This window comes from Methylacidimicrobium cyclopophantes (assembly GCF_902143385.2).
GTDB lineage: Bacteria > Verrucomicrobiota > Verrucomicrobiia > Methylacidiphilales > Methylacidiphilaceae > Methylacidimicrobium > Methylacidimicrobium cyclopophantes.
In genome coordinates this window covers 1-11,993 of the sequence record NZ_CABFUZ020000004.1, presented here as the reverse complement: position 1 = coordinate 11,993, position 11,993 = coordinate 1, and the positions used below count along the sequence as shown (strand labels likewise).

At 61.0% G+C, this 11,993-nt stretch carries 12 protein-coding genes; 6 read left to right on the top strand and 6 right to left on the bottom strand.

Going from position 1 to position 11,993, the window contains the following annotated elements; genetic code table 11:
* Nucleotides 1-83: 83 nt before the first annotated feature.
* Both FN369_RS00135 and FN369_RS00130 read right to left on the bottom strand, forming a co-directional pair.
* Nucleotides 84-569 carry a DoxX family membrane protein gene (locus FN369_RS00135; protein WP_142524201.1) on the bottom strand — a complete coding sequence of 162 codons (486 nt, stop codon included), beginning with the start codon at nt 567-569 and terminating at the stop codon, nt 84-86.
* 19 nt (nt 570-588) lie between these two features.
* Nucleotides 589-1,476 (bottom strand): GntR family transcriptional regulator, encoded by an 888-nt coding sequence (locus tag FN369_RS00130; RefSeq protein WP_142524200.1) that lies wholly within the window; start codon nt 1,474-1,476, stop codon nt 589-591.
* A 62-nt stretch (nt 1,477-1,538) separates the two neighbouring features.
* Here FN369_RS00130 and FN369_RS00125 point away from each other — a divergent pair, with 62 nt between their 5' ends.
* Both FN369_RS00125 and queA read left to right on the top strand, forming a co-directional pair.
* Entirely contained in the window at nt 1,539-2,390 is an 852-nt protein-coding gene (locus FN369_RS00125) for a hypothetical protein (protein ID WP_142524199.1), read from the top strand.
* Nucleotides 2,391-2,406: 16 nt separating this feature from the next.
* Nucleotides 2,407-3,462: a tRNA preQ1(34) S-adenosylmethionine ribosyltransferase-isomerase QueA gene (gene queA, locus FN369_RS00120; RefSeq protein WP_142524198.1), complete on the top strand. Its 1,056-nt coding sequence runs from the start codon at nt 2,407-2,409 to the stop codon at nt 3,460-3,462.
* Here the strand turns inward: queA and recD2 are convergent.
* Both recD2 and FN369_RS00110 read right to left on the bottom strand, forming a co-directional pair.
* Nucleotides 3,452-5,665 carry an SF1B family DNA helicase RecD2 gene (gene recD2 / locus FN369_RS00115; RefSeq protein WP_142524197.1) on the bottom strand — a complete coding sequence of 738 codons (2,214 nt, stop codon included), beginning with the start codon at nt 5,663-5,665 and terminating at the stop codon, nt 3,452-3,454. The two genes, queA and recD2, sit on opposite strands and share 11 nt — an antisense overlap.
* Nucleotides 5,666-5,788: 123 nt before the next feature.
* Complete coding sequence (locus tag FN369_RS00110; RefSeq protein ID WP_142524196.1) at nt 5,789-6,445, bottom strand: hypothetical protein; 657 nt, start codon at nt 6,443-6,445, stop codon at nt 5,789-5,791.
* 404 nt (nt 6,446-6,849) lie between these two features.
* On the opposite strand from FN369_RS00110, the gene FN369_RS00105 reads away from it, so the two are divergent.
* The 4 genes from FN369_RS00105 (at nt 6,850) to FN369_RS10900 (ending at nt 10,744) form a co-directional block, all read left to right on the top strand.
* On the top strand, nt 6,850-7,458 hold the full coding sequence (locus tag FN369_RS00105) for a hypothetical protein (RefSeq protein WP_142524195.1): 609 nt from the start codon (nt 6,850-6,852) through the stop codon (nt 7,456-7,458).
* A gap of 97 nt (nt 7,459-7,555) precedes the next feature.
* Nucleotides 7,556-9,241, top strand: coding sequence for a multicopper oxidase family protein (locus tag FN369_RS00100; protein WP_142524194.1), 1,686 nt, complete (start codon nt 7,556-7,558; stop codon nt 9,239-9,241).
* Between the two features lie 141 nt (nt 9,242-9,382).
* Complete coding sequence (locus FN369_RS00095; protein WP_246189449.1) at nt 9,383-9,847, top strand: DUF3347 domain-containing protein; 465 nt, start codon at nt 9,383-9,385, stop codon at nt 9,845-9,847.
* Nucleotides 9,848-10,582: 735 nt separating this feature from the next.
* On the top strand, nt 10,583-10,744 hold the full coding sequence (locus tag FN369_RS10900) for a hypothetical protein (RefSeq protein ID WP_178087564.1): 162 nt from the start codon (nt 10,583-10,585) through the stop codon (nt 10,742-10,744).
* Nucleotides 10,745-10,825: 81 nt separating this feature from the next.
* On the opposite strand, the gene FN369_RS00090 is transcribed toward FN369_RS10900, so the two are convergent.
* Both FN369_RS00090 and FN369_RS00085 read right to left on the bottom strand, forming a co-directional pair.
* Nucleotides 10,826-11,023: a hypothetical protein gene (locus FN369_RS00090; RefSeq protein WP_142524192.1), complete on the bottom strand. Its 198-nt coding sequence runs from the start codon at nt 11,021-11,023 to the stop codon at nt 10,826-10,828.
* 61 nt (nt 11,024-11,084) lie between these two features.
* The gene (locus FN369_RS00085) at nt 11,085-11,702 is read right to left on the bottom strand and encodes a hypothetical protein (RefSeq protein WP_178087563.1); all 618 of its coding nucleotides are present in this window, start codon (nt 11,700-11,702) and stop codon (nt 11,085-11,087) included.
* Nucleotides 11,703-11,993: the final 291 nt, after the last annotated feature.

Below are 11,993 nucleotides of genomic sequence, written 5' to 3'. Positions count from 1 at the left end.
GCCCGCGCGGGCCTCTCCCCTCTCCCGAGCAGTTCCATGAAGAAGCCGCCGCGGCGAAGGAGACGGCCCCCGCCTGATCCGCCCTACTTCCCTCTACTCGGAAAGAACTTTCCATCCAAGCCCCAGCACTGGCCCGCCTGGACGCATCCCAGCGCGAGGAGAACGACGAGGAGCAAAAGATCGAGGTTCCGCTGGCAAGGGCCCATCCAAGAATTGGCTAGGAAGTAGTTTCCCGCCAGGAAGAAGCCGGCGAACGCGCCGGTGCGGGCGAAAAGCCCGAGCACGAGCGAAAGCCCGAGCAAAAGCTCTCCCCAAGCCACCAGCGCGGCAAAGAGGCGGCTATTGGGGATCGCCGCATGATAGAGAAACGCACGGTACCAACCGATCGGATTCTTTTCGGCAAATTCCAAGAGCCGTTTCGGCAAGGCTTCTCGCCACCCTTGGGAGACGGTGGGGATCGGTAGGCCGGCTTGCAGGTCTCCCCAACTCAGCTTGTGGGTCCCGCTCTCCAAGAAGAGGAGCCCCAGGAAGATCCGTAAGACAGCTAGCCAGCGATGCGCAGTGGACATCCGCTCTTCTCCGCTCGGGCTAGGTTCGATTCTTGCCTTTGCTCTTTTCCCCCTCCCGGGAGAAGACTGGAGCAAAGCTCCGCAGCGGCATTCCAACCGGAACCGTTCCCCCCTCGTGGCGGCTCGTCCTTTCGAGCTCCACTTCGTAGACGACCCGGTCCGATCGGTAATAGCGCTTCTGAAAGTAGACGGCCTTGTTCTGGCTCGTATAGGAAAGGCGACTGATCAAGAGCAGCGGTTTGCGCCGCTCCACCCCCAGGACCTCGGCTACCTCGGGCTCTGCCTCGACCGCTTCGATCCGGTAGTGTCCGCGGAGGATCGCGATGCCGCAATCGGCTCCGAGGATCCGGTAGATCGTATCCCGGATCAGATCTCGTCCTTCGAGCAGCTTGCCATATTCGTAGGGCAGCCAAGTCTGGTCAAAGGCGATCGGCTCCCCGTCGCCCAGGCGCAACCGATCGAGCCGGACGCAGGGAACTCCCTCTTCCAGTCCCAGACAGGAGGCGATTTGTCGGCCGAGCACCTCTTCCCCTTGGAAGAGGATCCGCGAGGAGGGTTCCAGGCCGGCTTGAGCCATGTCCTCGGAAAAATCGGTGAGGCGCACCAGCCCCTGCCGCAGACGGGGATTGGCGGCAAAGGAACCCACACCCTGGCGGCGATAGACGAGGCCGTCGGCTTCGAGAGTCTGCAGGGCGCGCCGCACGGTAATGCGGCTCACCCGGAAGCGCTGCTGCAGTGCCTTCTCCGATGGAAGGCGATCCCCTTGCACGTAGCAGCGGGATTCGATCTGCTCCCGCAGCCAGAGGGTCACCTCTTCATGACGAGGCAGCCGTCTGGTCACCTCCAAGCGGCTGCCGTTCCGTTTCTTCCCCTTGCCCGGCGCCGCCCGCGGCCCCTTCGCTTTCATTCGGCAGTCCTCTCCATCGGGAAATCTTGACATCCCAAGATGTAATTACAATATTTTTCTCTATGGCCGCGACGGCAAAATCACGAAGTTTCCTCAAGTTTTTCTTAGATTCCGTTTTTCTCCTAGCCCTCCTCTCCTTGGGAGAACGACTCCTGGCTCAGGAGGAAGAGGAAGTCTTTACGCAAAAGGAGGTCGAAACGGAAGCCCGCCGTTACATCGACCAAAAGAGTCAGGAGAACCAAGGGGTCTTCCTCTTCCAGGACCCCGTCGAAAACCAACGGATCCCTCTGCTCTTCGATCGCGTCCGACTGGTCCGCTCGATCTCGGGCTACGGCTACTTCGCCGCGGTCGATTTCCATGAAAAGGGATTCGAGCCTCCCAAGCCCTACGAACTCGACTTCTGGTACAAGCCGCGCGCCAAGAAGCTGGTCCTCATGGATATTCGCATTCATAAGGTCCCGCGGAAAGAGGGCAACGGCTGGGTGCTGGTCAGCCGCATGCCCGTACCCTGGTGGTGGCTTCCGGTGAGTGAGCATCCCGGCCATACGGAGTTCAAGAGGGCCTGGGAGGTCAAAGCCGCCATCCATGAATACCTCGCCGATAAGATCCGAGAAGGGGGCGGGGTCCTTCGCATCAAGGACGAGAAGACCAGGCAGGAGATCCCCCTTGAGTTCGTGGAGATCCACAATCCGGTCCGCCGCATCCCGGATAAGGATTACTTTGCCTGCACCGATTTCCGAGAAAAGGGAGAGCCCGAAAAGATCTACGACATCGACTTCTGGCTGGCCGAAAAGAACGGGAAGCTCTTCGTCGACCAGGTGAAGATTCACAAGGTCCCCGAAAAGGAGGACGGCCATTGGATTCAAGTCGAGCGCTACTCCTTCGAGGCGGACAAGCCGATCGTCGTGCCCTAAGCGGATTGGACTCGGCATGCTTGCGGAAGGACCCCCTTCTTCCTCCTCTTTCGATCGGTCCCTCCCGGAGCTCGCCCCCTACTCCTTCGTCCTTCCCGAAGAGCGGATCGCCCTGGCTCCCTCTCCCGACCGGGCCGAAGCCCGACTCTTGCTCCTCGACCGCCGGAGCCGATCGATCGCCCACTACCGAATCCGCGATCTCCCCGCCCTCCTCGACCCCGGAGATCTCCTGGTCCTCAACGACTCCCGGGTGATCCCGGCCCTCTTCCCCTGCGCGGAGCCGCGCCTCTCGCTCCTCCTTCTGGAGGAGCAAGAGCCTCTTCTCTGGAGAGCCCTCGTCGAGCCGGCCCGGAAGGCCCCGCTCGGCCGCTCGCTTCTCTTCGTGGCCGATCTTGGAAAGGCCGAAGAAGAAAGACTCACGGCGGAAGTCGTCGGGGTGCGTTCCCGCGGCGAACGTCTCCTCCGCTTTTCCCGGCCATTCCGCTTGGAGCGATTCGGCCTCCCTCCCCTGCCTCCCTACATTCGCAAGCGGCGCGGCCGCGCGTCTGATTCCTCTTTCTCCGATTCCGAACGCTATCAGACCGTTTTCGCCCGCCAGCCCGGATCGGTAGCCGCCCCGACCGCGGGCCTTCACCTCACCCCGGAGCTCCTCGCCCGTCTCCCCCACGCGTTCGTCACGCTCCACGTGGGCCCGGGCACCTTCCGACCGATTGGTCCTGCCGAATGGCGGAGCGGCCGTCTCCATCCGGAGCGCTTCTCGATCCCCTCGGGTTTCGCCGAAGCCGCGGCAGCCTCCCGAAGGCTGGTTGCCGTGGGGACGACTGTCGCCCGCGTCCTCGAAACCGCGCCCGACCTCTGCGCCCAGAATGGAACGACCGACCTCTTCCTCCGTCCTCCCTGCGCCTTCCGGCGTACCGGGGCGCTCCTCACCAACTTCCATCTCCCCCGATCGAGTCTATTCCTTCTAGTTTCGGCCTTCGCCGGCCTCGAGCTCATCCACGAGGCCTACCGGGAGGCTATCGCATCCGGCTACCGCTTTTATAGCTACGGCGATGCAATGCTCATTCTGTAAGAAAGAGGGGTCGCTGCGGAACGCCGCAAGCCCGTCGAAGCCGCGGCAAGAGCCGGGAGAAACGTCGCTCGATCCGATCGTTCTTGATCGCCGCGGCAAGCGCCCTCCATTGGCCGACGAGGACCGCCAGCCGCTTGGCCCTCGTAAGCGCCGTGTAGACGAGATTACGCTGGAGCAGAAGGTAGTGCTGCATCGCCAGCGGAATGACCACCGCAGGAAATTCGGAGCCCTGGGACTTGTGAATGGTGATCGCGTAGGCGGGGGAGAGCTCATCGAGTTCGCCAAACTCGTAGGGAAGCTCCCGTCCCTCGAAACGGACGCTCACGACCTGCTCCTCCGGATCGATCCGAATCACCTCCCCGATATCTCCGTTGAAGACCTCCTTCTGGTAGTTGTTCTTCGTCTGAATGACCTTGTCGCGCAGCCGGAAGCACCAACCGAAGCGCTCGACCTCGATCTCCCCGTGACCGAGAGGGTTGAGCTCTGCCTGCAATCGCTCATTGAGCTCGATGACGCCCAAGCTCCCTCGATTCATCGGAGAGAGCACCTGGATCTCGCGCAGGGGATCCAAACCGAACCGCTGGGGGATTCGCGTCTTCACCATCTCCAAGAGGGTCGAGGCGATCCTTTCGGGCTCCTCCCGCGAAACAAAATAGAAATCCGACTCTTCCGCTTCCGAACGCTCCGGCAAGAGACCCCGCCGCATCCGGTGAGCCGTCGCGATGATCCGACTACCGGCGGCCTGCCGAAAGACCTCGGTGAGCTCGGCGACCGGAACAACTCCGCTCCCGACGAGATCCCGGAGCACCATGCCGGGCCCTACCGACGGAAGCTGGTCGGCATCTCCCACCGCAAGCAGACCCGCTTCCTCGGGCAACGCCCGCAAGAGGTGGCCGAAGAGCGGAACGTCGACCATCGAGCACTCGTCGACCACGAGCAGGTCGCACTCGAGTGGTCGATCCTCGTCCCGAGTAAACCTCCCCGTCGCCGGCTGCACCTCGAGCAGCCGGTGAATCGTCTTGGCCTCTCTTCCGGTTGCTTCCGCCAACCGCTTCGCGGCGCGTCCGGTGGGAGCGCACAAAAGCACCCTCACCCCCTTTGCTCCCAAGATCAGCAGCAGGGTGCGCAAAAAGGTCGTCTTCCCCACTCCGGGTCCGCCGGTAACGACGAGCAGGCGACTCTCGCGGGCGCGGCGCAAAGCCGTCCGCTGACTCGCGGAAAGTTCCTTCCCGGTCCTCTCCCGCGCCCACTCCAGAGCTCTTTCCCAGTCGATTGGAGGATAGCGGGGCGGCCGGGAGAGAAGCGAAGCAATCCGCTCCGCGATCCGCTCTTCGGCGCGCTGGAGGTAAGGAAGAAAGGCCCAGGACTCGCCTTCCTCGTCCTCCAGGAGGAGATCTCCTTGCGCCGCCGATCGTTCCATCGCTTCCCGCAGCCGAGCCTCCTCGAGCTCCAAGAGTTTCTCCGCTCCCTCGAGCAGCAGCCGGACGGGAAGCGCACAATGGCCCGATTCGGCAGCCTCCAGGAGCAGATGGGCGAGGCCGGCGCAAGCCCGATCGAGGGAATCCTGAGCAATGCCCACTCGCCGGGCGATTTGATCCGCGGTTTGAAAGCCGATCCCCGGAATATCCCGGGCGAGCCGATAGGGTTGGGCGCGGACGGTCTCCACGGCCTTCGGCCCGTAAGTCTTGTAGATGCGCAAGGCCCGGCTCGTGCTCACCCCGTGGGAGTGGAGGAAGAGCATGATCTCCCGGACCGCTTTCTGCTCGTTCCATGCATCCTTGATCCGCTTCCGTCGGGTCGGCCCGATCCCGTCGACCTCTTCGAGTCTGGCCGACTCCTTTTCGACGATCTCTAGGATCTTCTCGCCGAACCGCTCCACGAGCTTCTTGGCATAAACGGGCCCGATTCCCTTGACCATCCCGCTGCCCAGATACTTTTCGATCCCCTCCAAGGTCGTCGGCGGCGTCGTCCGCAAGGAGTCGGCCCGAAATTGGAGTCCATGCTCCCGCTCCCGGACCCACCGGCCTTCGGCCGTAAGCCATTCGCCAGGCCCGACCGACGCGACTCTCCCGATCACAGGGACGAGCTGCCGCCTGCCGGCGACCTTGACCTTCAGGACGCAGAATCCGCTCTCTTCGCTAAAAAAGGTGACCCGTTCGACGAGGCCCGAAAGCTTCTCGGGCGGGGGAAGGGAAGATGCCACGGGACGCCTGCCGGAAAAGATTGCCGCCGATTCTCCGAAAAGCCAACCCTTTCTCGCTGGGGCACGAATGCTCCGCTCCGGGAAAGTCCTCGCCCCGCCCCAGGCGATTTCCCGCAGCTCGCCTTAAAAAGGTCGCGACTTCCGTAATCTCTCGAGCTGGCGCTTGCGCCAGAAGCGGTAGAGCAGGAACCCGAGGATGCCCAAGGCGATGAGCTCCCCCGCACCGAACGAGGCGAACCTCTTGGCCGAAGGCATCCCGACCGTGATAGGAAACCTCAGTACGACGGGCTGCTTCGCCGCGTTGACCGCCCCCTGGGGCTTTACCTCCAGAATATAGCGTCCCGGAGTGGAAAAATGGACCCGAAAGGAGGCGATGCCTTCGCGGTAGACATGGGCCGGAGCCTCCGCCGTAATTTCGTGCGTCGCCTCACGAATGAGCGTGAGCGTGAGCGGCGTCTTCCAGAGAGGATGGCTCATGAGATCGAGCACCAGGGTCGCCTCTCCCAACTTCGGTACGTTCTCGCAATAGCTGTCGTACTGCCCCAACGGCTCGTACTTGCAGATGTCGAGATGCGCGGTATAGCCATCCTGACTGACGACGCCGCAGTCGATGGGTCCCTTCGGACGATGGCGGTGCGCAAAGGAAGAGTTCGGAACGAGCAAAACCGAGACGGCAAGAATCGCCAAAAGCAGGCGTAACGCCCCATTCCCGCACCCTCGCTCTGGGACCCCCGAAGCTCCCGGAACGAGGCTCTTGCTCCCTGTCCACCAATTGCTCACTTTTGCTGGATAAGCCTACTCGGCGGGGAAGAAGGGAGCAAAAGAAAAAAAGAAGATCTCCCGCAGAAGCCGAAATATCAGACAAAGGAACTCTGCAAGAGAATTCCTCCTTCCCGGGAGAAGAACCCCGTCTTGCCGGCCGTCGACGCGAATCGGAGAAAGCGCACGGCTTTTGCCGAAATGCTCCTCGGCAGGGGAGCTTCTTCCCCCGTCGCGAGGGATCAGGCAAAACCCGACTCTCCCATCGGGGACGCTCCGATCCCAGCGACTACGGAAAGTCGGGGGAGTTTCTGCTTGCGGCAAAGGCGGAATTGCCAGTAATTCTTATAAACGAGTCTTACATCGAAGCCGGCGGGCTCTTCCTCGCGCTTCTCAAGCGGGGCGGGGAGCGGAAAAAGGAGAAAATGATGCAGAAGAAATGGCCAGCGTGGAAGCGGATCCTAGGAATTTCGCTCGCGCTCGCGTGGTCTATCCAACCGAGCTCGTCCTGGGCGCATGGGGGCGGGGGAACCGGAGGGCTCGAGTGCGGACTGATGCAGAAAGAAGGGTATGCCATCCACTTGGATGTCTATGTCCGTAGCCAAGGCGGCATGGGCAACTTCAAGACCTATTGCCAGAACGTTCCGACGACGGGAAGGATGAGCCTGGTCCTCGATCTGGTGACCCCACAGCTTCGGCAGATCCCGCTGGAGTGCACGGTAACCTCTTCGGAAGGAAAGGTGGTCGCTCACTTTCCGGCCCAAGTCTTTTCGAGCGGGGTCGCTTCGCTCGATCTCGACTTACCCGACCGAGGCCGGTACATGGTCGATCTCACGCTGGTCGGCAAGAACGGGGCGGACGGGAAACCGCTCGTCTTCCGATTTCCGATCAATGTGGGGATGGGCGTGATGTGGATGGGGGTTGCAGCGGGCGGTCTGCTCGTCGTGGCCGCAGGAGGGGTTTTCTTCTATCGCCGCATGGCTCGCCGACCGAGGCTCGCCGGACCCCGAGGCATCGAAGCCAGCGCTTCGTAAGCCGCGGCGTCCGCCCTAGCGCCGCACGCACTTTCGAGCTATTTTTAAGAAGATTGGATGGAGCCGTTTCGTGCGGCACCGGAAAAAGGAGATCGAAATGAGCCAACTTGTCGGAGGAAGGAAGAAGTCGACATGGCTGCTTTTGCTTACGCTAGCCGTGGTCGCCGCGGGGAGCTTTGTCTTCCTGCAAAAGCGGAACGCCGTTCCGGTAAAGCAGTACGACTTTTCCGTCGACCCCGACGCTTACCCCGCAGCAAAGCCTTTCGAAGTCGTCCATCTCAAGGACGGAGAGAGTTTCTCGATCTCCGCGGACAAGGTACAGGAAACCATCGCGGGAGCGAAGGTGAAGCTCCTGGCCTACAACGGATCGGTCCCCGGTCCCTTCCTTTGGGTTCCTCAAGGGGGACATATCACCGTCACCCTCAACAACCAGATCGGAGTGCCGACCACGATCCATTCCCATGGCCTGCGGCAGGACAACTCCCAGGACGGCGTTCCCGATGTGACCCAGCCCGAGATCGCCCCCGGCACCACCTATGTCTACCACTTCCGCTTCCCCGACCCGGGAATGTATTGGTATCACCCCCATTACCGCGATGACTTCGAGCAGGAGCTCGGACTCTACGGCGTCTACATGGTCGAGCCCTCCGACAAGGACTATTGGGGGCCCGCCAATCGGCAGATCCCGCTCGTCTTTTCCGACATCCTGATCAAGGACGGTGTCGTTCCGGAGTACCACGCCGACTACATCAACTTCGCCTTCATGGGAAGATACGGGAACACCCCCCTCGTCAACGGCAAAACCCACATCGACATCGACGTCAAGAAGGGAGAGCTCCTCCGTCTCTACTTCCTCGACAGCGCCTCGGCGCGCCCCTTCCGGCTCCAACTTCCGGGCATTCAGATGAAGCTCGTGGGAACCGACGGCGGACGGTATGAGCGGGAACAGTGGACCGACGCGGTCGTCGTCTCTCCCTCGGAGCGCCAGATCGTCGAGTGCTACTTCCCCAAGGAGGGAGAGTACAAGCTCATTCACCACGCCGTCGACCCCTTGGTCGGCCCGCGCACCTACGAGCTCATTACCTTCCGCGTCGGCTCGGAAGAGGCGACCCCTTCCTATGCCAAGGAGTTTGCTACGCTGCGGGAAAACAAAGCGACCATCGAAGAGATGGAGCCCCTCGCCGCGCGCTTCCGGGATACGCCTCCGGATAAGACGATCCGTTTTCTCGTCTCGGTCTCGAAACAAGCCGCCAAGGGGTTGGCGGAACCAGGCAGCGCTCCCTCTTCCGGTCCAAGCGCCGGCGGCGCCTTCCCAGGTCTTCTCACGATCCTCGCCAAGACGGGGGCGAAGGTTGAATGGGAAGACCATATGTACAACCAGAATAAGGCCTCTACTTCCCGAGAGGTCCATTGGGAGATCGTCGATCTCGATACGGGCAAGGTTCTTGGCCAGAAGATGGCAAAGGGGATGGGCGACATGGGCGGCAACGTCGATTGGACGTTCAAGCAGGGAAGTTTCGCCAAGATCCGGATCATCAATGACATCCATTCTCTCCATCCGATGCAGCACCCCTTTCACATTCACGGACAGCGTTTTCTGGTCCTCAACACCAACGGGGAGGAAAACCCAAACAAGGCATGGAAGGACACGGTGCTCGTCGGCGCTGGCGACACCGTCGACATCCTCGTCGATTTGAGCAATCCCGGAACCTGGATGGCTCATTGCCATATCCTCGAGCATCTCCACAGCGGGATGATGTTCTCCTTCTCCGTTACGCCGTAACGCTCATAGAGTCTTGGTCTTGCTCTGCGGGGCTACTCTCGGTATGGTCTCTTCCGCAATCCGGAAGACGAACAATCCAGCGCTTTTTCCCGCGGATCCGCGCATCGGGAAAGGACGAAACGCATCGAGGAAGCAACACGAATGAGAAGACACTATCCATTACTGGCGATCCTGTGGATCGCAACGACTTGGGCCTCCGCAACGATGGCCGCTCCTCTCCCCGCTCCTCTCGCTTCGGTGATGCCCCCATACCTTGCGGTCGGAAGGGCGCTTGCGGACGATTCTCTCAAAGGAGTGAGCCAGGAGGCGACGACCATGAAAGGGCTCGTCGAGCGCGAGCAAAGCGGCTTCTTCCCGAAGGAGCTATCTCCAGAAATCGATCGGCTCGCCAAAGCAACCGATCTCGACAGCGCCCGCCTTGCCTACAAGGAGATCAGCGACCGACTCATCGCCCTCTTTCGTGCGCACCAGGTTCAGACCGGCCACTACTTTGTTTGCACCTGTCCAATGGCCCAGGCGAGCTGGATTCAGACCGACAAGGAGATCAAAAACCCGTTCTACGGGTCGGCAATGCTGCTCTGCGGCGATGTCACCGAAACATTCTAGGCGCCTTCCCTGGTCCTACAAAGACTCTCTCCCCTTGAGCCACTTTCTAATAGAGCGAACGGCCACGAGTTTCTAAGAGCCAGCGGCTCCTTCCGAAGAAACTTTGAATCGTGTCGCAATCGAATGAGCTCGATTCCGACAGGTAGGATGCAAAAACAGTTAGATACTTCCTTCCGCTCGAGTAGTTCGTTCGGAACGAAGAAAATCCAAAATGCTTCTTTCCAGAAGCCTCACGCGCAGCATCCACGAGCGCAGCCCGCCCGCTCCGTTCGTCTTCTATCCGTGGAAATCGGGCAGGCTGGCTTGGACTTCTCTGCGACCGATCAAAGGCTCAGGAGCCTTTGATCGCATAAGCTGCTACGAAAATCAGCGTCCAGCAAAGAACAAGATAAATGGCACCCATAGGTTCTTCCTCCCCTTTTTGCCGCAGGTTTTTCCTGTTCGCCTTCCACTCTGGTGGGGCGACTCATACCCGCTCTTTCACAGGAGAAATTGCCCAAGAAAAGCGAGCTCTGCAAGACATTTTGTTCTCTTGAACGGCGACGGAGGGAATGGGTGAGGCGCGAGACCGAAGAAGGGCGAATCCCGTGGGAATCGCCATTTGTTGCCGGCAGGCTCCCGGCCGCGGTCTTTCCAGCTCGAGCCCTCTTCCGCCTTAGACCGGGCGGACAATTTCTTTGCAGAAGATCCAATTCTTGCATTTCCAAGTTCGGAAACTTTGCTAGGCTACTTCTCATGGTCGCCAATCCGAAGTGGCCGCCTCCCGGGGGAGATGGGAGCGATACGAACTTTCGCAACCTCCTCATCTTTCTCTTCATCGTCGTCTTTCTGACAGCAATCCGCTTCGTGTTCGAGTTGACGAACGTCTTCGGAGTCTTTACTCCGGCTCAGTGGTAGCGCCATTCGCCTCGGGGGCAATCGGACCGCTTTCCCTTTCGGAACGACCCCTGAGTCGATTCGGGGGACGGTATTGGCGGATCAAGGATGGGGGAGGCGCGCCAAAAATGCGAGGAAGGCGAGCAGAAAGCCCAGTGCCAGGATGACGATGAGGTTGGCGCGAAGCCGCTCCGGTTCGTGCTTCCAGCTATAGACGGCGCGAAGTCCGTATGCCGCCAGAAAAAAGAGCAGAACCCCAGCCGATCCGCTGACCAACACCCGCCAAAGCCTCTCGCTCATCGCAGCTCCTACGGTCTCGGCGAGCGCCAACCGCCGGAGTGGAGGCGCCTTCCTTCTGGGGCTACTTGGTTCCCCCTTCGGGTGTGATCGGCCCCTTCTTTGCCGAGCCATCCGCGCCGATCGTGAGCGCTTCGCCTCCACGAAGCGCATATTGCTCCTTCTTGGCCCCGACCGTAACGGCCGCCTCTCCTTCCTGGACCTCCACGATCTCCTTTCGGTCCTTGATCGAAATCGCGTAGTTTCCCGGCTGCTTGCTCATGACCGTGGCTTGGGCCGTAGCCACCTCCACGTCCTTTCCGGAAAAGCGAATCTTCCCGGCATCCAGACGAAAACGGATCGGATTCTCCCCCAGGAGCTCGGCGTTGCTCGCCGGCTCAAGAACGACCCGATCCGGGTTCCCAGTCCAGCCGAGCGTGCAGGTCGCGAAGTTGTTGGTCCGAATCATCCTCCCCGGCTCGAGGTTATCGCCCTGGCTGAGCTCCACCGCATAGTTGGAGGTGGCCATGCCGACTCCTTCGATCGAGACTACTTGGGCTGCAAAGATGGCGGAGGGCGCAAGCGCCAGCGCGAAAATCCCCGGCCAGAAACGCGGCGCCCGTTTTCCTCCGCTACGACCTCTCCTCGGATTCTCTCCCTCGCTTCGCTTCCTCTCCCCCCCTAACTTCATTTCCCTTTCCATGCTACTCTCCCTTTCCTTTGTTCGGCGCCGCACCGCGCGGCTCATCGACGACGACCCAATAGAGCGACTCCCGAGCGTCGCCCGTGGTGTTTCCTAATTCATTCACGCATAGTGTTGCAATCGCTACGTACATAGATATCGACTTTTGCCGCCGGCTCCAAGCCTCTTGCGGTTCCCTGGGGGGGCCTTCCTACCGAAACCAGCCGCCTTCCCGCCCGGCCGAGGAGGCCCGATCCGTCCGTCGGCTGCGAGACAAAGAAGCGCGCCCTTCTTCCCGCGAGGGGAAGAAGG

Coding starts and splice junctions, on each gene's coding strand:
- FN369_RS00135 (WP_142524201.1), bottom strand. CDS start 569: ATGTCCACTGCGCATCGCTGGCTAGCTGTCTTACGGATCTTCCTGGGG.
- FN369_RS00090 (WP_142524192.1), bottom strand. CDS start 11,023: ATGAGCGAGAGGCTTTGGCGGGTGTTGGTCAGCGGATCGGCTGGGGTT.
- FN369_RS00095 (WP_246189449.1), top strand. CDS start 9,383: ATGAGAAGACACTATCCATTACTGGCGATCCTGTGGATCGCAACGACT.
- queA (WP_142524198.1), top strand. CDS start 2,407: ATGCTTGCGGAAGGACCCCCTTCTTCCTCCTCTTTCGATCGGTCCCTC.
- FN369_RS00125 (WP_142524199.1), top strand. CDS start 1,539: ATGGCCGCGACGGCAAAATCACGAAGTTTCCTCAAGTTTTTCTTAGAT.
- FN369_RS10900 (WP_178087564.1), top strand. CDS start 10,583: ATGGTCGCCAATCCGAAGTGGCCGCCTCCCGGGGGAGATGGGAGCGAT.
- FN369_RS00100 (WP_142524194.1), top strand. CDS start 7,556: ATGAGCCAACTTGTCGGAGGAAGGAAGAAGTCGACATGGCTGCTTTTG.
- FN369_RS00130 (WP_142524200.1), bottom strand. CDS start 1,476: ATGAAAGCGAAGGGGCCGCGGGCGGCGCCGGGCAAGGGGAAGAAACGG.
- FN369_RS00085 (WP_178087563.1), bottom strand. CDS start 11,702: ATGGAAAGGGAAATGAAGTTAGGGGGGGAGAGGAAGCGAAGCGAGGGA.
- FN369_RS00105 (WP_142524195.1), top strand. CDS start 6,850: ATGATGCAGAAGAAATGGCCAGCGTGGAAGCGGATCCTAGGAATTTCG.